Here is a 22,767-nt window from a genome sequence, read left to right on the forward strand (position 1 = left end):
CTGTTGACGCTCCGCCGGACGCGCCTGACGCGTCCCGCCGTCATCCGCCGCATCGCTTCGGGCCGCTTGGGCCCAAGCCATAAAACCATCGTGTTGCGTTCACACCCCCGTAACGGCGGGGGTGTAGAGGGGTCACATCATGAGCCAGCAAATTTCCCATCAGGAACATGCCCGGGCGCCCGCGCCCGCCGCTGTCATCATCGAAACCGCCCGTCATACGGCGGGACTGGCCGTGCAGGACGGCCGGGACGTGCAGTTCTACGCCTCGCACTCCCTATTCCAGGCATTGGATGGGCAGCGGTTCCGCAGCGTGCGGGCGTTGGAACGCGCGGTGAGCAGCCTGGAAGCGGCCATCACCGACCAACGCCGGACCCGCGACAGCCGCGGCCAGATCTGGCGCAGCTGGGAAAGCCCGAGCGTGGACCAAGGCGCGGGTCAGCCCGAAGCGGCCTGATCCTTCCCGTCGGCATTCCCGGCGCGGTCCTCGAAATAGGTATCCCCGAATTCGGCGATCATCGCCTGGGCCTCGGTCACCAGGGCGCGGACCAGGCGCCGGTCGGGGTGGGTGCACAGCGTCTCGTTCACGGCCTTGCCCAGCAGGGCCTGGGCCTGGGCCAGCAGCTTCACCGCCAACCGATCCTCGAGTTCCATGGGCCACCCCCTTCAACCTGTCCCGGCGCCTGATGCCCGACGGGGCGTGCGCCGATCCCTTTCCGATAGCGCATAATCGCCAGCGGCACCAACCCCCGCCGGCGCACACCACCCCATCCCGCGACCACATCCTCAGGAGGAACGTCATGACCTTGCGTCTGGGCGACATCGCCCCCGATTTCCAGGCTGAGACCTCGGAAGGCCCCATCCATTTCCATGAGTGGATCGGCGACGGCTGGGCCGTCCTGTTCTCCCACCCCCGCGACTTCACGCCGGTGTGCACCACCGAGCTGGGCGCCGTCGCCCGGCTGAAGCCGGAATGGGACAAGCGCGGCGTGAAGCCCATCGGCCTGTCGGTGGACCCGGTAGGCAGTCACCGTGAGTGGGGCCGCGACATCGAGGAGACCCAGGGCACCGCCCTGAACTTCCCCCTGATCGCCGACCCCGACCGGACGGTGGCCAGGCTGTACGACATGATCCACCCCAACCATGACGAGACGCACACCGTGCGCACCGTCTTCGTCATCGACCCCAAGAAGAAGGTCCGCCTGCTGCTGACCTATCCACAGACCACGGGCCGCAACTTCACCGAGGTGCTGCGGGTGATCGACAGCCTGCAACTGACCGACCGGCACAGCGTCGCCACACCGGCCGACTGGACGACGGGCGATGATGTCATCATCGCCCTGTCGGTATCGGACGAGGCGGCCAAGGCCAAGTTCCCGGATGGCTGGACAGCGCCCAAGCCCTATCTGCGCATCGTGCCGCAACCCAAGTGACGGGCCGGGGGCGGGGGCCGGGCGACCGGCCCCCCCTTCCGCTCAAGCCTCGGCCAGCACCTGGGCATAGAACGCCGGATCGACGTTGCCACCCGACAGCACCACGGCGATGGTGCGGCCGGCGGTTTCCACCTTGCCGGCCAACAGCGCCGCCAGCGCCGCCGCCCCGCCCGGCTCCACCACCAGCTTGAGGTTGCTGGCCGCGAAGCGCATGGCGGCGCGCACCTCGGCCTCATTCACCACCAGGCCGGGGCCCAGCAGCGCCTGCGCCAGGGGGAAGGTGATGGTGCCCGGATTGGGCGACAGCAGGGCATCGCAGGATGACTTGGCGCCCGCCGCGTTGGACAACCGTTCGCCGGCCACCAGCGACCGCGCCATGTCATCAAAACCTTCGGGCTCGGTGGTATGCACGCTGGCCTCGGGAAAGGTCCGCTTCAGGCCCAGCGCCGTGCCGGTGGCCAGGCCCCCGCCGCTGCAATTGACCAGGCAGGCATCCACCGTCAGGCCCAGGGCCGCCGCCTGGCGGCCGATCTCCAGCCCCACGGTGCCCTGCCCCGCGATGATGTGCACGTCATCGTAGGAGGGCACCAGCACGGCGCCGGTGCGGGCGCACAGCTCCCGCCCAATGGCCTCGCGGTCCTCAGTGAAGCGGTCGTAGAAGACGATCTCCGCGCCCAGGGCCCGCGTGCCCGCCACCTTGATGGCGGGGGCGTCGGCCGGCATGACGATGGTGGCCTTGGTCCCCACCAGGCGGGCGGCCTCCGCCACGCCCTGGGCATGGTTGCCGGACGACCAGGCGACGACACCCCGCGCCCGCTCCTCGGCCGTCAGGCGGCCCAGGCGGTTGTAGGCGCCGCGGAACTTGAAGGAACCGGTGCGTTGCAGCACCTCCGGCTTCAGCAACACCCGGCCCCCCACCAGGGTATCCAACGCCGCGTTGGTGATCAGCGGCGTCATCACCGCCTTGCCCGCCAGCAGGTCCGCCGCCGCCTCGACATCCGTGCCCGTCACCGCCATCGCCATGGCCCGTTCCCTTCCGCTGGAATGTGATGGGTGCAGGCTGGCACTACCCGGCATCGCGGCGCAAGCGCATGCCCCGGCATGGCGCCCATACGCTACTCATACCGCAGCGCCGTCACCGGCTTGGCCGCCGCCACCCGGGCGGCGTGGCCGGCCACGGTGGCCCAGGCGATCAGCAGGGCGGACAGGCCGGCCAAGGCGAAGATCAGAGGATCCAGCTGGACGCGGTAGGCGAAGCCACCCAGCCAGCGGCCCATCACCACCCAGGCCAGGGGCCAGGCGACCAGATTGGCCATCAGCACCGGCTTGCTGAACTGCCAGACCAACAGGCGGACGATGTCGGCGACGGTGGCGCCCAGCACCTTGCGCAGGCCGATCTCCTTGGTCCGCCGTTCGGCGGTGAACGCCGCCAGGCCGAACAGGCCCAGGCAGGCGATCAGGATGGCCAGGCCGGAGAACAGGGCCAGCAGGTCACTCTGGCGCGCCTCCTCCTCATAGACTTGGCGTATGTGGTCGTCCAGGAACTCCCGCTTCAGCGGCAGGTCGGGGAGCAGCCGGCGCCAGGTGTCGTCGATGGCGGCCAGGGTGGCGGCGTCGGCGTTGGGCGCCAGGCGCACCAGCATGATCGACAGCTCATCACGCATGGCCATGTAGATCGTGGGCTCGAAGCTGGAGCGGGCGCTGTCGAACTGCACGTCATCCACCACGCCGATGACAGTCAGCGGTTCGTCGCCGCCATACAGCACCGTGCGCCCCACGGCCTGGTCCGCCGTCCCCAGGCCCAGACGCTTCACCGCCGCGGCGGACAGCACGATGGGAACCGCGACGCGATTGCCGTCGCCGGCGCGCAGGCCCGCCCGGCTGGTGATGTCGGCGGGGTGATCGGGGTCGAACAGGCGGCCGGCCAGGCGGGGAACGCCCAGCGCGTCCAGATAACCCACATCCACCGGCTCGGTGCGAAACAGCAGATCTGGCTCCGAGTCCGCCTCCCCGGGCAGGCGGTAATTGTTGGTCCACACGCTGCGGTCGCTGGGCACGTTGGCGGCGGCCCCCACGGACACGACACCCGGAATGCGCGACAGCGCGTCGCGCAGGGCCTGCACCCCCGCCAGCCCCGCCGGCCGGTCCAACCCGCGCAGCACCACCGCCCCCTCCGGCCGGAATCCCAGATCCTGGGTGCTGGCATAGCGCGTCTGTTGGCCCATCACGATGGTGGCGATCACCAGCACGATGGCGGCGGTGAATTGCAGCATCACCAGGGCCGCGCGCAGGCGCCCGCCCCCCGCCGCCTGCGGTCCCCGCAACAGGCTGGTGGGCCGGGGCCGCGACAGCACCAGCGCCGGATAGAGGCCACCCAGCAGCCCCACCGCCAGCACCGGCGGCAGCACCGCGACCAGCAGCCAGCCGCCGGACAGGAACCCGCCATCCACCCGCACGTTCAACAGGCCGAGGAAGCGGGGCATGGCCAATTCCACCAGTACCAGTCCCAGCAGACCGGACGCCAGCGCCAACAGCGCCGATTCCAGCAGGAACTGGCCGACCAACTGGCCGCGCCGGCTGCCCAGGGTCTTGCGGATGGCGACTTCCCGCGCCCGCAAGGACGAGCGGGCGGTGGACAGGTTGATGAAATTGACCATGGCGATGCCCAGCACCAGGGCCGCCACGCCGACGAAGGCCGCCAGCGTGGCGGGGGAGGTGCCGATGCCCTCGATGGGGTCGATGTGCATGGCCGTGAGGGGCTGCAGTTCCAGCGTTTCCACCACGTCCGGCGTCGCAGCGCGCATGGGCTGGCGGTGGGCCGCCAGCAGGGCCGGAAAGCGGGGCGCCAGGGTTGCCGGGTCCACACCCGGCTTCAGCAGCACGAAGGTGTGGATGAAGTCATTGCGCCACTTTTCATCCTGGTCGGCGAACATTGGGTCCCAGCCGTCATGGAACTTGGTGGCGATGTTGGTCCACAGGGTGAGCGGCAGTTCACGGCTGAACAGCGTGTTGGACGGCAGGTCGCGCACCACCCCCGTGACTGTCAGCCCGGTGCCGGACGTCAGCATGAGGGTGCGGCCCACCGCGTCACTCGTCCCGAAATAGCGGCGCGCCTGGCTTTCCGTCATCACCACCGTGCCGGGGTCTTTCAGCGCCGTCGCCGGATCGCCCGCCAGGAAGGGAAAGTCGAACAGGCGGAAGAAGGGCGCGTCCACCAGGGCGATGCGATCCTCCACCGGCGTGCCCTGGTGGCGCAGCACGATGAAGTGGCGCGCCACCCGCACCATGGTCTCCACCTCCGGCAGATCCTGCGCCAGGGTGGGTCCCAGGGGCTTGGATGTCACCACCATGCGGCTGGGCGCGTGGGCCGGCTGGTACCGCGCCTGCAACACGCGGAAGATGCGGCCGGCCTGGCCGTGGAAACCGTCGAAGTGCGTCTCGTGCCAGACGAACAGGCCCATCATGGCGGCCGTGGCGATGCCCAGCGCCAGCCCCACCCCGTTCAGCACGGTGTAGAGCCGCTGGCGCACCAGCACGCGCAGGGCCACACGCAGATAGTTCAACAGCATGGGACAGCCCCTCTCATGTCCAGTTCCTCAAGCGCCGTTGGTGTCACTCATACCGCAGCGCGTTGACCGGCTTGGCCGCCGCCACCCGGGCGGCGTGACCCGCCACCGTCACCCAGGCGACCAGTAGGGCGGCCAGCCCGGCCACCGCGAAGACCAAGGGGTCCTGGCTGACACGATAGACGAAGCCACCCAGCCAGCGGCCGGTGACCAGCCAGGCAACCGGCCAGGCAACCAAGGTGGCCACCAGCACCGGCTTGCTGAACTGCCAGACCAGCAGGCGGACGATGTCCGGCACGCTGGCGCCCAGCACCTTGCGCAGCCCGATCTCCTTGGTGCGCCGTTCGGCGGTGAAGGCCGCCAGGCCGAACAGGCCCAGGCAGGCGATCAGGATGGCGAGGCCGGCGAACGTCGCCAGCAGCAACGATTGCTGACGTTCGCCGGCATAGGCGCTGCGGATGTTATCGTCCATGAACTCCCGCTTCACCGGCAGGTCGGGATACAGGCGCCGCCAGGCATCATCGATGGCGGCCAGGGTGGCGGGGCCGCTTCCCGCCGCCACCCGTACCGCCATGGCATCCACATGCTGGGGATAGATGACGTAGACCGTGGGCTCCAGCACCTCGCGCGCCGTGCTGAACTGCACGTCGTCGACCACGCCGACAATGGTCATGCCGGTGCGTTCCCCCATCACCAGGGTCTTGCCTATTGCCTGTTCGGGCGTGCCCAGGCCCAGACGGGATACGGTCAGGGACGACAGGATGATGGTACCCCCCACGGGGGCGTCGTCATCCTCCGGCGGTTCGCCCCTGTCCAGCATGGTGTCCACGGCATGGGCCGGGTCGAACAGGCGGCCGGCCAGCAGGTGGATGCCCAGGGTCTCCATATAGCCCATGTCCACGCCCTCGGCGCGCAACCGCATCCAGCCGTCCTTGGGAACATCAGGCATGTGGAAGGTGGAGAACCAATCCGATCCGTCAGCCGGCGGCGCCATGGTGGCGCCCGCCTGCATGACCCCGGGGACGCGCAGCAATGCCTGGCGCAGGGCGTCCTGGTGGGCATGACCCTGCGGGCTGTCCAACCCGCGCAGCAACACCACGTTCTCCGGCAGGAAGCCCAGGCGCTGGGTGCTGGCGTAGCGGGTCTGCTGCACCACGATGATGGTGAAGATGACCAGCACGATGGCGGCGGCGAACTGGATGACCACCAGGGTGCCGCGCAGGCGCCCGCCGCCGGCCGCCGCCTTGCCGCCCTTCAGCAGGTCGCCTGGCCGGGGCCGCGACAGCACCAGGGCCGGATAGAGACCGCCCAGCAGGCCGACCAGGACCACCAGCGGCAGGGTGACCGCCGCCACCCACCAGCTGGACAGGAAGCGCTGGTCCATGTGCAGGCCCAGCAGACCCATGAAACGCGGCATGGCCAGTTCCACCAGCGCCAGGGCCAGAATCCCGGATATGAACGACAGCAACAGCGACTCCGCCAGGAACTGCGCCACCAAGGCGCCACGCCGGCCGCCCAGGGTCTTGCGGATGGCCACCTCCCGCGCCCGCAAGGACGACCGGGCGGTGGACAGGTTGACGAAATTCACCATGGCGATTCCCAGCACCAGAAGGGCGATGCCGACGAAGGTCATCAGCACCGGCAGGGGCACGCCGTCATCGCTGATGTTATCCACATGAACGCGGGTCAAGGGCTGCAAAGCCAGGCGGATGTTGGGCTTGCCCGTCGTCTCGTTCAGGTAATCCTTCATGCGCGTCTGCAGGAAGTCCGGCAGCCGGGCGGTCATCGCCGCCGGGTCCACCCCCGGCTTCAGCAGAAGATAGGTGCGCAGGAAGCTGTGGCTCCACTCCCCATCGGCGGTCGCGAACATGGCGTCCCAGCCGTCGTTGAAGCGGGTGGCGATGTTGGTCAGCATCTCCAGATGGAAGACGGTGTTGGATGGCAGGTCACGGATGACCCCCGTCACCGTCAGCGTGGCGCCGGAGGTCAGCGTCAGCGTGCGCCCCATCGCGTCGTCGGTGCCGAAATACTTGCGCGCCGACGTTTGCGTCAGGACCACGGTGCCCGGCGCCGCTACGGCGGCGGCGGCGTCACCCGCCAGGAAGGGCCAGTCGAACAGGCGGAAGTAGTCCGGGTCGGCCACGGTCACCCGCGCCTCGAACACGGCCCCGTCGCGGCGCACCGCCACGCCGTGGCTGGCCACCCGCACCACGGCCTCCATCTCCGGGAAATCGCGGGCCAGCGCCGAGCCCAGGGGCTTGGCCTGGGCCGCGACGGTCATCGGCGCGCCGCTGGGGGTCTGGTAGGTGCGCACCATGCGATAGATGCGATCGGCATGGGTGAAGAAGCCGTCATAGTGCATCTCATGCCAGACGAAGAGGCCGATCATGGCCGCCGTGGCGATGCCCAGCGCCAGGCCCAGGATGTTGAGGACGGTGTACAGCCGCTGGCGCACCAGCACCCGCACAGCCACTTTCAGGAAATTGCCCAGCATGCTCGCCCCCTTCTTATGGTCCTGCCCTCAGCGGCCGGCTCCCGGTCCTATTCGTAGCGCAACGCGTTGACGGGCTTGGCCGCGGCCACCCGGGCGGCGTGGCCCGCCACCGTCACCCAGGCGATCAGCAAGGCGGCGAGGCCGGCAAGGGCGAAGACCAGGGGGTCCAGCGCGATGCGATAGGCGTAGCCCCGCAGCCAATGGCTGAGGCCCAGCCAGGCCAGGGGCCAGGCGATGAGGTTGGCCACCATGACCGGCTTGCTGAACTGCCAGACCAGCAGGCGCACGATGTCGGCCACCCCGGCGCCCAGCACCTTGCGCAACCCGATCTCCTTGGTCCGCCGCTGGGCGGTGAAGGCGGCCAGACCGAACAATCCCAGGCAGGCGATCAGGATGGCGAGGCCGGTGAAGCCCGCCAGCAACGTTCCCTGCCGCTGTTCGTTGGTGTAGGCGTCACGGATGTGCTCATCCAGGAACTCCCGCTTCACCGGGATGGTGGGGAAGGTCTCTTTCCAGAGCGTATCGATAGCGGCCAGGGTCGCCGGGCCGGCATTGGGACCCAGGCGCACGGCCATGACGTCCAAGCCCCGCTGCGCCAGCAGGAAGACGGTGGGCTGCAGTTCGGTGCGCGCGTCGTTGAACTGCATGTCGTCGATGACGCCCACGACGGTCAGGGGATAATCCACGTCGAAGATGACCTGCTGGCCCAGCGCCGCCTCGGCGGACGCGAAGCCCAGGCGCTTGACGGCGCGCGACGACAGGATGGCGGTGCGGCCCAGCGGATCGGACTCCCGGCGGTTGGGGGCATCCCGCCCCTGCAGCGTGTCCGCCGTCGCGGCGCGGTCGAACAGCCGGCCGGCCACCAGGTGGACGCCCATGGCCTGCAGATAGTCATGGCCCACATACTCGCTGCGGAAGACGATGGTGCCGTCATCCACGGTGCCGGGCAGGTGGTAGTTATCGGTGTTGTCGGACCCGTCGCTGGGGGCATGGAAGGCGGCCCCGGCCTCCGTCACACCCGGGACCTTCAACAAGGCCTGGCGGAAACTGTCCAGATGGGGGCGCGCGTCCGGCTGGTTCAACTCCCGTACCAGCAGCACGCCGTCGGCCTGGAACCCCAACTGCTGGCTGCTGGCGTACCGGGTCTGCTGGAAGATGACGATGGTGGAGATGGCCAGCAGGATGGCGGCGGTGAACTGCGCCACCACCAACAGAGTGCGCACCCCCGCACCGCCGGTCGCCGCCGGTCCGCCCTTCAACAGGACGGACGCCGCCGGCCGCGACAGCACCAGCGCCGGGTACAGCCCCGCCAGGCCGCCCACCACAACCACGCCCGCCAGTTCCGCCAGCAGCAGCCAGGGGCTGGTGAGGTAGGCGCGGTCGAACTTCACGCCCAGGGCGGAGACGAAGGCCGGCATGGCGATTTCCATGAGCGCCAGGGCCAGCACCGCCGCCCCGAAGGTCAGCAACAGGGATTCCACCAGGAACTGCGTCACCAGCATCCCCCGCGGCGCGCCCAGGGCCTTGCGCACCGCCACCTCGCGCACCCTGAGCGACGAGCGGGCGGTGGACAGGTTGATGAAATTGATGATGGCGATGCCCATCACCACCGCCGCCACGGCGATGAAGCCATGCAGGACACTGAGCAGCGTGACGGTGGCGCCCGTGGGGTCGGTGTGGACATGTGTCAGGGCCGTCAGCACCAGATCCAGGCTGCTCTTGCCCGATCCGGGCGGGACGTAATCGGGGACATGGGCGGCCAGGAAGCCCCGGAAGCGGGCCGTCAGGGCGGCGGGATCGGTGCCCGGCTTCACCAGGATGTAGGTCTTGATGAAATTCATGGTCCAGCGCGAGTCCGTGCTGTCGAACCAGGTATTGAAGCTGTCGCCCAGGCGGGTGGTGATGGCGGTGATCAGGACGCCTGCCCGCAGGTGGGTGTTGGACGGCAGATCGCGGACGACGCCGCTGACCGTGAGGGGCACGCCGTTGGTCAGGGTCAGCGTGCGGCCCAGCACATCCACGCTGTTGAAATATTTGCGCGCCAGGCTTTCCGGCAGGACCACCGTGTTGGGCATGGCCAGCGCCGTGGCGGGATCACCCGCGATGAAGGGCTGGTCGAACAGGCGGAAATAGTCCCGGTCCACCATCTGGATCCGTTGGCGGAAGGGCGCGCCGTCGCGCGCCACCACCACCGTCTCGCTATGGACGCGCACCACCGCCTCGATCTCCGGGAAATCCTGCGAAAGCATCGGACCCAGTGGTTTGGGCGTGGAATCGTAGGTGATGGCCGCCCGGCCCGGCATATACTCCGTCTTGTCCACGCGGTAGATGCGCTGGGCGTTGGCGAAGAAGCCGTCATAGTGCGTCTCGTGCCAGACGTAGAGGCCCAGCATGCTGGCGGCGGCGATGCCGAAGGCCAGACCCGCCACGTTCAGCACGGTGTACAGGCGATCCCGCACCAGGATGCGCACCGCCACCGTCAGGAAACTGCCCAGCATCTTCATGGCATGGAACTCCTTACTCATACCGCAGGGCCACGATGGGCCTGGTCGCCGCCACCCGGGCGGCATGCAGGCCCACCGTCGCCCAGGCGACCAGCAGCGCCGAGAAGCCGGCCGCCAGGAACAGCAGCGGGTTCAGGGCGATGCGGTCGGCGAAGCCATCCAGCCAATGGCGCATGGCGTACCAGGCGACGGGCCAGGCGATCAGGTTGGCCACCAGTACCGGCTTGCTGAACTGCCAGACCAGCAGGCGCACGATGTCCGTCACGCCGGCGCCCAGCACCTTGCGCAGCCCGATCTCCTTGGTCCGCCGCTCGGCGGTGAAGGCGGCCAGGCCGAACAATCCAAGGCTGGCGATGACCAGGGCCAGGCCGGAGAAGGCCGCGAACAGATGGCCGGTCTTGGTCTCGCGCTCATAGATGCCTTGCAGCTGGGCATCCAGGAACACGCGGGGAATGGGCTGATCCGGTACCATCTGGCGCCAGGTGCGGTCGATCAGGTCCAGGGCGCCGGGCATGTCGCCCGGCTTCACCTTGATCAGCAGTTGGCTGAAGCGGTCGGGCGACAGCAGGAATATCCCCGGGGAAACGGCGGCGTGGACGCTGGCCTGGTGAAAGTCCTCGACCACGCCCACCACCGTGACCTGCACGCCGGGTCCCGTCCTGACCGGCAGGACCAGCGGCTGTCCCAGCGCCGCTTCCGGCGAAGCGAAGCCCAGGCGCTTGACGGCCGACTGGTTCAGGATGATGGCACCGTGGCGTGGCCGATCGGGGGCCGCCGGGTCCTCGACGGGAACGGCATCGGTCAGGTGCTGCGGGTCGAAAGGCCGGCCGGCCAGAAACCGTATGCCCAGGGTGGCGAAGTAGCTGTCGTCCACCGCGTCCTGGCGCACGACCAACGCCTGGTCATCGGTCATGCCCGGGCGGTGTATGCCGGTGTTGTTCTCGGTGGCGCTGCCGGGATAGGACTCGGCCATCGCCACCGAGGCGATGCGCGGGTCCTGGCGCAGCGTGTCACGCATGGTCTCCGCCTTCTGCCGCATCTCCGCGCCATACAGGTCGGTGACCACCACCAGGTTTTCCTTGTCGAAACCCAGCGCCCGACCCTGGGCGTAGGACAACTGGCCATAGACCACGCCCGTGGCGACCATCAGGCCGATGGAAATGGCGAACTGCATCACCACGAGGGCCACACGGAGCCGCCCGCCGCCGGTGCCGGCGGGCCCGCCCTTGAGTATGGGGCCCGGCTGGAAGGCCGACAGGAACACGGCGGGATACAGCCCGCCGACGCCGCCCACGATCAGCACCAGGCCCCCCAGCGCCGCCAGAACGCGAACATCGCTCAGATAATCGAAGGCCAGCGACGGCTTGCCCAGGAAGGTGGCGAACGACGGCAGCGCGATCTCGACCACCGCCACCGCCAAGATGAGGGCCAGCGCCGTCAACAGGACGGATTCACCCAGGAACTGGCCCATGATCTGGCCCCGACTGGCGCCCACCACCTTGCGCAGCGCCACTTCACGCGCCCGCAGGCTGGCCCGGGCGGTCGCCAGGTTCATGAAGTTGATGCAGGCGATGGCCAGCACCAAAACCGCCACGGCGGAGAAGATGGTGATCTCCAGCGGGCTGATGCCTACCACCTGGCCATTACGCGCGGGGTGCAGATGGCTCTGCGTCAGCGGCACCGGGAAGAAGCGGAGAATGTCACCGAAGCGGATCTCACCCGTGCTGGTCTTCAACGGCGGGATGGCCGCGCCGAATGCCGGCATGCCGGCGTCGACAACGCTGGGGGACGCACCCCGCGCCAGCTTGACGAAAGTCAGGGTCACCAGGCCGCCCCAATGCTCGCGCAGCCAGGACGGCAGTTGGTTGGCCGGACTGTCCATGGGCACCAGCAGGGCGAAGGCGAATTGGGTGTTGGCGGGCAGATCGGGCATGACCCCGGTCACATTCAGGGAGCGCCCGTCCACCAGCAGGGTCTTGCCGATGGGGTCGGCGTCGCCGAAATACTTGGTCGCCACCTTCCGCGTCAGCACGACCGAGGCCGGATCATCCAGGGCCGTCGCCCGGTCCCCGCGCAGGAAGGTCCAGTCGAACAGACGGAACAGCGTGGGGTCGGCCACGGCCACCGTCTCGGTGAACAGGGCGTCGTCCCGCTTGATGGTGGACGTTTGGCTGGCCAGCCGCGCCATCTCCTCCACCTCGGGGAACGCCTGCTTCAGGGCGGGGCCCGCGGGCATGGGCAGGCTGACGCTGTCTTCCGGCGCCCGGCCGGGAAGGGACGCCGTCACGAAGATTTGGGCGATACGGTCGGCATCGGTGAAGTTATGGTCGTAGGTCAGTTCGTTGCGCACGAACAGGCCGATGAGGATGGCGGCCGCCAGGCCCAGCGCCAAACCCACCACCGTGATGGCGGAATAGAGCTTGTGCTTGATCAGCGTGCGCAGCGCCACGGTGAGGTAGTTGGCGAACATGGGGCGGCATTCCCCCTTTCTGGCGAAGGGCGGCGGCGGGCGGCGTCAGGTGGCGAACGACGGCGGAAAAGGTGCCTGCGGTCAGGCGGCGCGCAGGTTCTCCGCCACCACCTGGCCGTCGAACAGGTTGATGATGCGCCGAGCATACTGCGCGTGGGGCATGGAGTGGGTGACCATGACGATGGTCGTGCCCTCGCCGTTCAGCTCGGTCAGCATATTCATGACCTCCTCGCCGTTGGCGCTATCCAAATTGCCGGTGGGCTCGTCCGCCAGCAGCATGCGCGGGCGGGAGACGACGGCGCGGGCGATGGCCACGCGCTGCTGCTGGCCGCCGGACAGCTGCTGCGGCAGGTGGCTTTCGCGGTGGGCGATATTGACCTTGGCCAACGCCTCCTTCACCCGTTCCTTTCGCTCCCGCGAGGGAATGTCGTGGTAGAGCAGCGCCAGCTCCACATTCTCGAACACCGTCAGCTCGTCGATCAGGTTGAAGCTCTGGAAGATGAAACCAATGTTCTTCTTGCGGATGTCGGCCAGGCGGCGCTCGCCATATCCCGCCACCTCCTCGTCCCCGAACCAGTATTGGCCGCTACTGGGGTTGTCCAGCATGCCCACGATGTTGAGCAGCGAGGACTTGCCGCAGCCCGACGGCCCCATGATGGCCACGAACTCACCCTGCTTGATGTGGATGTTCACCTGGTTCAGGGCCGTGGTCTCCACCTCTTCCGTGCGGTAGACCTTGGTCAGGTCGACTAGCTTCAGCATCGTGTCATTCCCCGTCTTATGACGCCAAATCAATGATCATTTCGATAACGGATCAGTTCAATTCTATGCGGTCCATGCGGGCGAGATCGCCGTAGGAGGAGACGATGACCCGGTCGCCCGCCGACAGGCCGTCGCGCACCTCGATCATCTGGGCGTTGCGCCGGCCCAGGTGCACGCGCCGCTTCTCGGCATAGGTGCCGCCCGGCTGCACCACGAAGATCCAGTCGCCGCCGGTATCCTGATAGAAGCCGCCGTTGGGGATCAGCAGCGCCGTGGCCGCCGCCCCCAGCTTCAGCCGCATCTGCAGGGTCTGGCCGCTGCGGATATCCTGCGGCGCGGCGCCCAGGAATTCCAGATCCACCTGGAACTGGCCATCATGGACCTGTGGGTAGATCTTGGCGACCTTCAGCTTGTACTCGCCCGAACCGATGGCGGCATCCGCCGTCTGGCCCAGTTCCAGGCGCGGCAGATAGAACTCGTCCATCTGGGCCTGGACCTTGAAGCCATCGTTGCGGTCGATGCGGCCCAGTCGCTCGCCCTTCTGCTTGGTCTGGCCGATCTCCACGTCCAGCGTGGTCAACTGTCCATCCACCGGCGATCGGACGACCAGGCTGTCCAGGTTCTTGCGCGCCATGCTCAGGTTCTCCTCCATCTTGCGGGTGGAGTCCTGCAACTCGGTGTACTGGCGGGCGCGCATCTGGTCGGTGGTGCGCATGGTCTCCAGCGTCAGCTCCCGCCGCCGCTCATACCACTTGATCTGGTCCTTGATGATGTCGATGTCGCGCTGCGAGGACGCGCCGGTCTTGATCAGCGCGGTCTTGCGCTCCAGGTCCTTCGACAGCCACGACACGTTGTAGTCGCATTCCGCCAGTTCGCGCTGGTTGCTGAGGCGGTTGGTCTCCAGCTGCAATTCGGTGTCGTGCAGGCGGTTGATCTGTTCCATCACCTGCGCCTCGCGCGAGATGATGTCCAATTGCAGCTGGGTGTTGGACAGTTCCACCAAGGGCTGGCCGGCGGTCACCTTCTGGCCCACCTCCACCAGCTTCTTCTCCACCCGGCCGCCCTCGATGCTGTCGAGGTAGACGCTGTTCAGCGGTTCCACCGCGCCGCGCACGGGAATGAAATCCTCAAACGTCCCTTCGGCCACCTTGGCCACGGTCAGGCGGGATTCCGCCACCCGCACCGTCTGCCCCCCTTGCGTCTGGGTCAGGACCAGGGCGGCGCCGGCAACGGCGACCAGGGCCACGCCCGCCGCCCACACACGCCTGTCCGTGCGCGCCCGGTGCACCAGGCCCCTCCAGCCCGTGGGCTTCTCCACCCGGCGGTCCATACCGGCCCCCATGGCGCCCGTGCCCAGGCCGCCGGCACCCGGGGACACCGGCGTCTTGACGACGTGCATGCCACCCGGGGCGACGGCACCGTCAACGCTGGGGGAACCCGGCGCGGCCATCACGCCAGCCCTCCCAGGCAGCGGATGGCGACCACCAGCACGGCGGCGACCAGCCACAGGTCCGGATTGACCGAGACCAGCGCATCCTCGATCCGCTCGATCCAGGGACGGCCTATCAGGGGACGCCCGATCAGGGGGCGGCTGCCGCCGTCGTCTTGCATGCCTGTCAGAACGTCATTCCGGACCATCGTGAACCCCATTTCCCTTTTTCTCACGCGGGGGGGCGCCGGAAGGGCGGCCCCGCCGGCGTCTTCCCGAATGAACGCCGCGACGTACCATTGGCAAGGGGTGTGCCAGAACCATATATTATTGTTTTTCAAATACTTGCTTGAGATTCCCGTGCGTCCGTTTGCGAACAGTGTCCGGATGCGGACACCTGCCCGCTGCCGAATCCGGACTCCGGCGCCGATGTGTGCGGCGGGATATCGCCTTGACCTGGATCAACGCCCCTTGGCCGCCAGGGGAGGAAAAGAGGCGCATTGCTGCTTCCGAGGTTTTCCTCCATGCCCGCCCTTTCCCCCTCCGCCCCGTCCGCCACCGCGCCATTCCCCGTGGCCCCCAACCGGACGGATGGCGTCCTGAACCTGGCCGGACTGCGCGCCACCCCGCCGGCACAAGAGCCCTTCCCCCATCTGGTGATGACCGGCTTCATCCCGCCGGCCGTGGCCGCCGCCGCCCGCCGCGACTTCCCCGACAGCCCGCATGGTGGCCTGGTGCCGGCCCCGTCCCGCGAGGATCTGGCCCGCGCGGAGCGGGAGCAAGGCGCCCTGGACGGCTTCACCCGGCTGCTGGCCGCCTTGACGGCGCCGGAGACGACGCAGGCCTTCGCCGATACCTTCAACCTGGAACTCGATCCCGACGCCCTGATGGTGACGGTGCGCAGCCGTTGCGTGCCCAAGGACGGGCGCATCCATACCGACAGCGTCACCAAGCGGCTGACGGCGCTGCTGTACCTGAATGAGGACTGGACGGCGACGGGGGGCCGGCTGCGCCTGCTGCGCAGCGCCGACGACATGAACGACATGCTGGCCGAGGTGCTGCCGGTGGATGGCACCCTGGTGGTGTTCCGCCGCACGGACAACTCCTTCCACGGCCACAAGCCCCATGATGGCGAACGTCGCTACATCATGCTGAACTGGATGGTGGACGCCGGCACGGCGCGGCGGGAGACCCTGCGCCACAGCATGACCGCCGGCCTGAAGCGCTTCACATTGGGCGGCGCCTTCTCCGGCAAGGGGAGCAAGTGATGAACGCCACCGCCTTCACCCCAGCCCACGCGCCCCTGCGCGATGCCCAAGCCTTTGACGCCGGCACCGGCGGCCATGTGCGCGCCTGCCTGGACGCGGCGGAGCGGGACGACCATCCCTACCGCCACTGGTACCTGACCGGCGTCTTCCCGGCGGTGGTGGCGGAGGCCCTGGCCGGCCTGCCCTTCGCGGCCCCGGCAATCGACGACACCCTGGGACGCCGGGAAACCAACAATTCAACCCGCACCTTCCTGGGCGCCGACAACCAGGCGATGTATCCGGTGTGCGGCGCCGTCGCCACCGCCTTCCAGGCGCCAGAGACGGTGTCGACCCTGTCGCGGCAGTTCGGCGTTGATCTCTCCGGGTCCTCGCTGCGCATTGAATATTGCCTGGACCGCGAGGGTTTCTGGCTGGAACCGCACACCGACATCGGCGCCAAGCTGTTCACCATGCTGGTCTACCTGACCACGGGGCCGGACGCGGAGAGTCTCGGCACCGATATCATGGACGGCCCGGGGGGCGGCCATGTCGGCCGCGCGTCCGGCCGCTTCAATACCGGCCTGATCTTCATTCCCGGCACCGACACCTGGCACGGCTTCGCCCGCCGGCCCTTCCGGGGCGTCCGCCGCACCATCATCGTCAATTATGTTAAGCCCGAATGGCGGGCGCGGCACGAACTGGCCTTCCCCGACCAGCCGGTGACCCCAGGTGACGCCGAGACGCGCTGAGTGCGTCCAGACGAAAGGGGTACGAATTAGCCGGCGGCGCCATTGGAGATTGCGTAAATAGGGTCATATGATCCAGCCTGGTGCGGGCTGGGACGCAAGGGCGGTCGTGACGGTCAATCCCCAAATCGAGACGCCGCCGCAGCGGGCGGAGAAGGGGGCCGCCCGCCGCCTTGACGCCCCCTCCTCCCTGGCGGCGCTACGCCTTCAGATGCTGGCCGGCGTGCTGATCCCCCTGGCCCTGCTGATGGCGGCCGGCCTGGAAAGCTGGCGGGACATCGTGGCCAACGCCGGCGACCGGGTGGAGTGGATCGCCACCACGGTGGATGAGCAAACCCAGAAGGTTGTCGAAAGCGACCGGCTGATCCTGGATCGGGCGGGGGACCTGCTGGCCCCTGCTGGACCGGATTCTGCCGTCCGGGACCCGGACGGCCTGCGCGCGGCCCTGGCCGGCATGGTCGCCGGCATCCCGCAAATACGGACCCTGTGGCTTTGGGATGCCGCCGGCCAGCCCCTGGCCGCCAGCCGTCATCCGCCGGCTGAGGGATGGCCCGACATCGCCGGCCACCCCGCCTATGCCCCCCTGCGCGCCGGCCAAACGGAACTGCTGATCCCCCCGGCGGATGGCGAGGGAGATGGCGACCGGCGCGCCTTCAGCCTGGCCCGCCGCCTGAGCCAATCGGACGGCAGCCTGGCCGGCGTGGCGGCCGTGTCCGTGTCACTGGGCTATTTCGAGGACTTCTACCGCCGCGCGACCGAGGATGGGCCTGCCACGGTGGTCAGGCTGATCAACCGCGACGGCACCATCCTGGCCAGCCAGCCGATGATGAAGGGCGGCGCCAAGGCCGACCCCGCCTGCCTGGACACGCGCGCCACCTGGCGCCCATCCCCCCCGGACGGCCTTCGGACCTGGAGCCTCAACGGCAGGGCGGCGCTGACCGCCTGCCGGTTGGTGGCCAACGCGCCCCTGACGGTGACGGTGGCGATGGACCAGGCCGAACTGGACGCGCGGTGGCGGCGGCGCCTGGGCTGGTTGGTTCTGCTGACCCTGCCGGTCATGGGGGTGTTATGCGCCACCACGGCGCTGGCCATGCGCCGGGCGCGACGGGAACACCGGGCGACCGGGGCCTTGCATGCGGCCGAAGCACGACGGGACCATGCGGAGAACACGCTCCTGCGCACCCAGCGGCTGCAGGCGCTGGACCAGATCACCGGCGGCATCGTCCACGACTTCGCCAACCTGCTGATGACGGTGCGCAGCGGGGCGGAGGTGCTGCGCCGCCGCCCCCATACCGAACCGCAGCGCGAGGTCATCGACGCCATGCTGGAGGCGATATCCTGGGGGGAGCGACTGACCCACAATCTGCGCACCTTCAGCCGCCGCCCCCGCCTGCACCTGGACAGGGTGCGTCTGTCGGACATGGCGGATGACATCGCCCAGCTTCTGCGGCCGGCCCTGCGCGGGGATATCCAGCTGCAAACCATCCTGCCGGCCGGGTTGTGGCCGATCAGGGTGGACCGGGCGGAGTTCGAGCTGGCGCTGCTGAACCTGGCCGTCAACGCCCGGGACGCCATGCCCCGGGGCGGGGTGCTGCGGCTGGCCGCCGCCAACGTGCACATCGACCCCGGCAGCCGGGAAAGCGAACGCACCGGCGGCCTGATGGGCGACTTCATCCGCCTGACGGTCGCCGATACGGGCACCGGCATTCCCCCCGACATCCTGGATCGCATCTTCGATCCCTTTTTCACCACCAAGGGGGACGGCCAGTCCACCGGTTTGGGACTGGCGCAGGTTCACGGCCTGGCCCGGCAGGCGGGCGGGGCGGCCATCGCCGACAGTCTGGTCAGCCCCGACCCCGGCCACCCGCCCGCCACCGGCACCACCATCACACTGTACCTGCCCCAGGCGGTGGAGGAGGAATGGCCAGACGACGGATCAACCGACGGCCCGCCCCTTCCGGCGGACGCGGCCGCGTCCATGACGGGAAAGGGGCGGCAGATCCTGATGGTCGAAGACAATCCGGCGGTCGCCAAGGTCATCCGTGGCATGCTGGAGGAAATGGGGTTCCGCGTGCAGGCGGCGGTCACGGCGGACGCCGCCCAGTCGCTGTTGACCGAACGGCCCGACATCTCGCTGGTCCTCAGCGACATCATCCTGCCCGGTGGCCGCAACGGCCTGGAACTGGCCCAGGCCGTGCGCGCCCTGCATCCAGGCCTGCCCATCCTGCTGGTCAGCGGCTATGGCGACCGGGTGGCGGAAGCGGAAAGCCTGGGTTTCATCATCGTGCCCAAACCGCTGGACAGCTGGCACCTGCGCCAAGCGCTGCATCGCTGCCTGTCCTTCGCGGGCGGGGCCTGACATCCCCCAATCGATAGAGCGTTCCCGCCCCGCTGTCGCGCCGGGTTTCGCGAAACGGCCGGCGCTGCTATATCTTAGCCGCAGACCAGTCGTCGGCGGGATGATGCCGGCGCAATGGAGGACGGGTGTGACCAGACACGAGGAACGGGTTTTCCGCTCCGCCAAGCCGAAAACGGACCTGGCGACCTTGCGCAATCAGTTGCAGCGCCTGAAGGGCGACCTGGAACAATATTTGGCGCGCAACCGCAGCAGCCCGATGATCGCGCCTTTGAAGGAGCGTATCCGCGAACTGGAAGGCACCATCGCCGCCGCCGAGGAGCGCAGCGCGCGTCCAAGGGCGTCAGGCTGGACGGGTGCCATCGACGGCGCCGCGGCCCAGCGGGCGGAGGCGGCACCGCGCCCCAGCGGCGGAGCCGCCCCCGGGGAGCGATTCCCGCCCCGCCGACGGGCCGCGCCTGGCGCGCCCGGGGATGGCGAGGGGGAAGAGTAAGGTGTGACTGCGGGGCCCGGCCAATGCCGTCGGCCCCGCTTTCATGTCCTGGTGGTCCGCCCCGCGCGGCGCGTCAGGCGCCCGGCACCGGCGTGTCCTTGGGCGCGCCCTCCTTGACAGCGTCGTCCTTGCCGTCCTTGGGCGGCGGCGGCACGGCGATGATCTCGCGCACCGGCACGCGCAGATGCAGCGGCTCGCCGATGATCTCGATGTCCATGGGGGAGCAAACCCAGTCCGACGCCCCGGGCTTGGTCACGATGGCCAGGTGCAGGCGGGTGCTGAGGTCGGGCTGGGGCATGAAAAGCTTCAGGTCATAGCGCCGGTTGACACCCACCCGAATTCGCACCGTGTAGGGATCGATGCTGTTCCAGCCGTCGATATCCCGGGTGAAGAAGCAGGGCGCTTCCTGCGCCTTGGTCTTCTCCGTCCCCTTGCCGTCCGCCACGGCGGACGCGCCCCCTGCGGCCGTGTCCGCCGGCGTGGACTGGCAGCCGGCCAGCAGCCCCGTCAGCATCAGCGCCAGGGTTGCCAGCGGAGCGGCCCCGCGCCGCCTGGCGCGCCATTTGATCATCGCCCATCCTCCCGTATAGCCCGAAATAATCGGCAAACCCGCCCTGGAAGGGGACGGGCCCATCCCCCTTATACGGGGAAGGCCCGCCCCAACCCGCTTGCGACAAAAATTCTATCCTGCCGCCAGGGCCGGGTGTACTTTCCCGGAGTGTACTTTACCTAGTGGTTCAGGCGCGCCGGCATGACTAAAGCCCGCCCTTCCGGAACAATCCGGCGGATGCGGACCGCCGGACAGGAGACGATGATACATGGCGATCCGGGTACGTGAAGATTACCGGGGTCTGACGGGGCCTGAAAAGGCCGCCGTGCTGATGCTGGCGCTGGGCGAGGAACACGCCAGCCGCCTGTTCGCCCTGATGGCGGAAGACGAGATCAAGGAACTGTCGCAGACCATGGCCAATTTGGGCTCGGTCAGTTCCAACATCGTCGAGCGCCTGTTCGTCGAGTTCGCGGAACAGATCAGTTCCACCGGCTCCCTGGTCGGTACCTTCGACAGCACCGAACGCCTGCTGATGAAGGTGCTGCCCAAGGAAAAGGTCGACACCATCATGGAGGAGATCCGCGGTCCCGCGGGTCGTACCATGTGGGACAAGCTGGCCAACGTGAACGAGCAGGTGCTGGCCAACTATCTGAAGAACGAATACCCGCAGACCGTCGCCGTCATCCTGACCAAGATCAAGGCCGACCATGCGGGCCGCGTGCTGCAGCTGCTGCCCGAAAGCTTCGCCATGGAAGTCATCATGCGCATGCTGCGCATGGAGTCGGTGCAGAAGGAGGTGGTGGACGATATCGAGCGCACGCTGCGCACCGAGTTCATGTCCAACCTGGCCCGCACCAACCGGCGCGACGCGCACGAGATGATGGCGGAAATCTTCAACAGCCTGGACCGCAGCACGGAAAGCCGCTTCATCGCCGCCTTGGAGGAACGCAACCGCGACAGCGCGGAGCGCATCCGGGCCCTGATGTTCACCTTCGAGGATCTGGGCAAGCTGGACCCGTCGGGCGTGCAGTCGCTGCTGCGCTCGGTCGACAAGTCCAAGCTGGCGACCGCGCTGAAGGGCGCCTCGGAAACCCTGAAGGATCTGTTCTTCACCAACATGTCGGAACGCGCCGCCAAGATCATGCGCGAGGACATGGCCGCCATGGGCCCGGTGCGCCTGCGCGACGTGGACGAGGCGCAGATGTACATGGTGCAGCTGGCCAAGGACATGGCCGCCCGCGGCGAGATCGTCATCGCGTCCGGCAAGGGCGACGACGAACTGGTTTACTGATCCGCCGCCGATTCTGCTCATCTGTGACCGTGGCCACGGCGAGGGCGGCGCTTGCCGTACATGCTGGGCTGGTCTCAATCCGCCCCCAGGAAAGCCCCACCCCCGTGACCAAGCGCCTCACCATAGACTTCGTGTCCGACGTTTCCTGCCCCTGGTGCGCCATCGGGCTGAAGGGCCTGCAAGCGGCGCTGGCGCGGCTGGACGGCGTGGTTGAGGCCGACATCCATTTCCAACCCTTTGAGCTGAACCCGCAGATGGCGGGCGAGGGCGAGAATCTGGACGAGCATATCGGCCGGAAGTACGGCGCCAGCGCGGAGCAGCTGGCCCAAACGCGGGAGATGATCCGCACCCGCGCCGCCGCCGTGGGCTTCACCATGGCGTCAACCGGAGCGGGCGGCACGCCGCGCCGGATCTACAATACCTTTGACGCCCACCGCCTGCTGCATTGGGCGGACGGCCAAAGCCCCGGGGCTCAACTGGCGCTGAAGCTGGCCCTGTTCGAGGCCTACTTCACGCGGGGGCTGGCCCCCTCGGACACCGCGGTCCTGCTGGACGCCGTATCAGAGGCCGGCCTTGATGTGGAGGAGGCCCGGACCATCCTGGCCAGCAACCGTTACGCCGACCAGGTGCGCGAGGCGGAGCGGCTGTGGCAGTCGCGCGGCATCCAATCCGTGCCCGCCGTCATCGTCAACGGCCGCTACCTCATCTCCGGCGGCCAGCCGGTGGACACCTACGAAGACGCCCTGCGCCGCATCGCCGCCGAAGCGGCCTGATTTCCGCCCTCAGGGGCCGCCTGCGGCGGCACTTATTCGCTCGCCGCCTGCGGCGGCTGGGCGAAGGTGATCAGGTAGGTGGCGTAGTCGGCGACCTTCAGCTTGAAGTCCAGGCTTTCATTGCCGGCCATGGCGCGCGCGATGATCATGTGGTTGCCCACCGTCGTGGGCGTCAGCTTGAAGATGCCGGCCGCCCCCTTGAGGCGGGGGTAGTAGTTGGGATCGACGGGCTTTTCCTTGGCGCCGAGGCGCAGCAAGGCCTCTTCCTCCGTCCAGTCGCCGACCTCGACCTTTTTCACCAGGGTCCAGTCCTTCTCCGCCGCCCAGCCGGTGGCCAGCGCCGCGGCCACGGCATCGGCGCCCCCCTGCACCACCCCCACCTTGAAGATGTTCTTGGGCAAGCCGACGTCGGACGCCCATTTCGACAGATTGGCGCTGCGGGCGACGAACAAGGTGGCCATGACAAAAACCGGTCTGTTGTTGAAAAACCGTCTCAACGTCTACCCCAGGCCGTCCGCCGTGACCAGATTTAGCGGCCATGACATGGCCAGTTCTGTCGGAAATCGCCCCAACAGGGAACGGAAGCGGATGCAAGCCGGCGCACATCTGGGTATGGTGGGGCGGAAAACGCCCCGTCCTGGGTTCCAGGCGCCGTG

General features: G+C 68.3%; 19 protein-coding genes. 8 read left to right on the forward strand and 11 right to left on the reverse strand.

Translation table 11 applies throughout. From position 1 onward, the window contains the following. The first annotated feature begins 139 nt into the window (after positions 1–139). Complete coding sequence (locus FHS74_RS26725) at positions 140–454, forward strand: hypothetical protein (protein WP_184807315.1); 315 nt, start codon at positions 140–142, stop codon at positions 452–454. Here FHS74_RS26725 and FHS74_RS26730 read toward each other — a convergent pair. Beyond that, positions 436–651: a hypothetical protein gene (locus FHS74_RS26730; protein WP_184807316.1), complete on the reverse strand. Its 216-nt coding sequence runs from the start codon at positions 649–651 to the stop codon at positions 436–438. The genes FHS74_RS26725 and FHS74_RS26730 overlap by 19 nt on opposite strands. Before the next feature lie 146 nt (positions 652–797). On the opposite strand from FHS74_RS26730, the gene FHS74_RS26735 reads away from it, so the two are divergent. After that, positions 798–1,430: a peroxiredoxin gene (locus FHS74_RS26735; RefSeq protein ID WP_184807317.1), complete on the forward strand. Its 633-nt coding sequence runs from the start codon at positions 798–800 to the stop codon at positions 1,428–1,430. A 42-nt stretch (positions 1,431–1,472) separates the two neighbouring features. Here FHS74_RS26735 and FHS74_RS26740 read toward each other — a convergent pair whose 3' ends face one another. From FHS74_RS26740 to FHS74_RS26775, 8 genes are all read right to left on the reverse strand, one after another. Then, positions 1,473–2,453, reverse strand: a complete 981-nt coding sequence (locus tag FHS74_RS26740; RefSeq protein ID WP_211106576.1) for a threonine ammonia-lyase — start codon at positions 2,451–2,453, stop codon at positions 1,473–1,475. A 92-nt stretch (positions 2,454–2,545) separates the two neighbouring features. Next, positions 2,546–4,999, reverse strand: coding sequence for an ABC transporter permease (locus tag FHS74_RS26745; protein WP_184807318.1), 2,454 nt, complete (start codon positions 4,997–4,999; stop codon positions 2,546–2,548). Positions 5,000–5,042: 43 nt separating this feature from the next. Next, a complete protein-coding gene (locus tag FHS74_RS26750) occupies positions 5,043–7,490 on the reverse strand; it encodes an ABC transporter permease (RefSeq protein ID WP_184807319.1) in 2,448 nt (815 codons plus the stop codon). 47 nt (positions 7,491–7,537) lie between these two features. Next, complete coding sequence (locus FHS74_RS26755; RefSeq protein ID WP_211106577.1) at positions 7,538–9,994, reverse strand: ABC transporter permease; 2,457 nt, start codon at positions 9,992–9,994, stop codon at positions 7,538–7,540. Positions 9,995–10,007: 13 nt separating this feature from the next. Continuing rightward, entirely contained in the window at positions 10,008–12,464 is a 2,457-nt protein-coding gene (locus FHS74_RS26760; RefSeq protein ID WP_184807321.1) for an ABC transporter permease, read from the reverse strand. 81 nt (positions 12,465–12,545) lie between these two features. Next, entirely contained in the window at positions 12,546–13,226 is a 681-nt protein-coding gene (locus FHS74_RS26765; protein WP_184807322.1) for an ABC transporter ATP-binding protein, read from the reverse strand. A 52-nt stretch (positions 13,227–13,278) separates the two neighbouring features. Then, on the reverse strand, positions 13,279–14,676 hold the full coding sequence (locus tag FHS74_RS26770; protein WP_184807323.1) for an efflux RND transporter periplasmic adaptor subunit: 1,398 nt from the start codon (positions 14,674–14,676) through the stop codon (positions 13,279–13,281). After that, entirely contained in the window at positions 14,676–14,864 is a 189-nt protein-coding gene (locus FHS74_RS26775) for a hypothetical protein (protein WP_184807324.1), read from the reverse strand. The genes FHS74_RS26770 and FHS74_RS26775 overlap by 1 nt, the downstream gene beginning before the upstream one ends. Before the next feature lie 315 nt (positions 14,865–15,179). On the opposite strand from FHS74_RS26775, the gene FHS74_RS26780 reads away from it, so the two are divergent. From FHS74_RS26780 to FHS74_RS26795, 4 genes are all read left to right on the forward strand, one after another. Then, entirely contained in the window at positions 15,180–15,923 is a 744-nt protein-coding gene (locus tag FHS74_RS26780; RefSeq protein ID WP_184807325.1) for a 2OG-Fe(II) oxygenase, read from the forward strand. Then, on the forward strand, positions 15,923–16,651 hold the full coding sequence (locus FHS74_RS26785; protein ID WP_246463393.1) for a 2OG-Fe(II) oxygenase: 729 nt from the start codon (positions 15,923–15,925) through the stop codon (positions 16,649–16,651). The genes FHS74_RS26780 and FHS74_RS26785 overlap by 1 nt, the downstream gene beginning before the upstream one ends. A 106-nt stretch (positions 16,652–16,757) precedes the next feature. Beyond that, on the forward strand, positions 16,758–19,007 hold the full coding sequence (locus tag FHS74_RS31225; protein WP_184807326.1) for an ATP-binding protein: 2,250 nt from the start codon (positions 16,758–16,760) through the stop codon (positions 19,005–19,007). A 127-nt stretch (positions 19,008–19,134) separates the two neighbouring features. Beyond that, positions 19,135–19,497 carry a hypothetical protein gene (locus tag FHS74_RS26795; protein ID WP_184807327.1) on the forward strand — a complete coding sequence of 121 codons (363 nt, stop codon included), beginning with the start codon at positions 19,135–19,137 and terminating at the stop codon, positions 19,495–19,497. 73 nt (positions 19,498–19,570) lie between these two features. Here FHS74_RS26795 and FHS74_RS26800 read toward each other — a convergent pair whose 3' ends face one another. Continuing rightward, positions 19,571–20,068 (reverse strand): DUF6491 family protein, encoded by a 498-nt coding sequence (locus FHS74_RS26800; protein ID WP_184807328.1) that lies wholly within the window; start codon positions 20,066–20,068, stop codon positions 19,571–19,573. Positions 20,069–20,315: 247 nt separating this feature from the next. On the opposite strand from FHS74_RS26800, the gene fliG reads away from it, so the two are divergent. Together fliG and FHS74_RS26810 are read left to right on the forward strand one after the other, a co-directional pair. Further along, positions 20,316–21,338, forward strand: coding sequence for a flagellar motor switch protein FliG (gene fliG, locus FHS74_RS26805; RefSeq protein WP_044563751.1), 1,023 nt, complete (start codon positions 20,316–20,318; stop codon positions 21,336–21,338). Between the two features lie 104 nt (positions 21,339–21,442). Next, a complete protein-coding gene (locus FHS74_RS26810; RefSeq protein ID WP_184807329.1) occupies positions 21,443–22,111 on the forward strand; it encodes a DsbA family protein in 669 nt (222 codons plus the stop codon). Between the two features lie 32 nt (positions 22,112–22,143). Here the strand turns inward: FHS74_RS26810 and FHS74_RS26815 are convergent, their stop codons facing one another. Beyond that, complete coding sequence (locus FHS74_RS26815) at positions 22,144–22,572, reverse strand: hypothetical protein (RefSeq protein ID WP_184807330.1); 429 nt, start codon at positions 22,570–22,572, stop codon at positions 22,144–22,146. Positions 22,573–22,767: the final 195 nt, after the last annotated feature.

Source organism: Nitrospirillum iridis, from assembly GCF_014205765.1.
Taxonomy (GTDB): domain Bacteria; phylum Pseudomonadota; class Alphaproteobacteria; order Azospirillales; family Azospirillaceae; genus Nitrospirillum; species Nitrospirillum iridis.

Excerpts from the sequence above, each read along its gene's own strand:
- FHS74_RS26725 (WP_184807315.1), top strand. The coding sequence starts at position 140 with ATGAGCCAGCAAATTTCCCATCAGGAACATGCCCGGGCGCCCGCGCCC.
- FHS74_RS26730 (WP_184807316.1), bottom strand. The coding sequence starts at position 651 with ATGGAACTCGAGGATCGGTTGGCGGTGAAGCTGCTGGCCCAGGCCCAG.
- FHS74_RS26735 (WP_184807317.1), top strand. The coding sequence starts at position 798 with ATGACCTTGCGTCTGGGCGACATCGCCCCCGATTTCCAGGCTGAGACC.
- FHS74_RS26740 (WP_211106576.1), bottom strand. The coding sequence starts at position 2,453 with ATGGCGATGGCGGTGACGGGCACGGATGTCGAGGCGGCGGCGGACCTG.
- FHS74_RS26745 (WP_184807318.1), bottom strand. The coding sequence starts at position 4,999 with ATGCTGTTGAACTATCTGCGTGTGGCCCTGCGCGTGCTGGTGCGCCAG.
- FHS74_RS26750 (WP_184807319.1), bottom strand. The coding sequence starts at position 7,490 with ATGCTGGGCAATTTCCTGAAAGTGGCTGTGCGGGTGCTGGTGCGCCAG.
- FHS74_RS26755 (WP_211106577.1), bottom strand. The coding sequence starts at position 9,994 with ATGAAGATGCTGGGCAGTTTCCTGACGGTGGCGGTGCGCATCCTGGTG.
- FHS74_RS26760 (WP_184807321.1), bottom strand. The coding sequence starts at position 12,464 with ATGTTCGCCAACTACCTCACCGTGGCGCTGCGCACGCTGATCAAGCAC.
- FHS74_RS26765 (WP_184807322.1), bottom strand. The coding sequence starts at position 13,226 with ATGCTGAAGCTAGTCGACCTGACCAAGGTCTACCGCACGGAAGAGGTG.
- FHS74_RS26770 (WP_184807323.1), bottom strand. The coding sequence starts at position 14,676 with ATGGCCGCGCCGGGTTCCCCCAGCGTTGACGGTGCCGTCGCCCCGGGT.
- FHS74_RS26775 (WP_184807324.1), bottom strand. The coding sequence starts at position 14,864 with ATGGTCCGGAATGACGTTCTGACAGGCATGCAAGACGACGGCGGCAGC.
- FHS74_RS26780 (WP_184807325.1), top strand. The coding sequence starts at position 15,180 with ATGCCCGCCCTTTCCCCCTCCGCCCCGTCCGCCACCGCGCCATTCCCC.
- FHS74_RS26785 (WP_246463393.1), top strand. The coding sequence starts at position 15,923 with ATGAACGCCACCGCCTTCACCCCAGCCCACGCGCCCCTGCGCGATGCC.
- FHS74_RS26800 (WP_184807328.1), bottom strand. The coding sequence starts at position 20,068 with ATGATCAAATGGCGCGCCAGGCGGCGCGGGGCCGCTCCGCTGGCAACC.
- fliG (WP_044563751.1), top strand. The coding sequence starts at position 20,316 with ATGGCGATCCGGGTACGTGAAGATTACCGGGGTCTGACGGGGCCTGAA.
- FHS74_RS26815 (WP_184807330.1), bottom strand. The coding sequence starts at position 22,572 with ATGGCCACCTTGTTCGTCGCCCGCAGCGCCAATCTGTCGAAATGGGCG.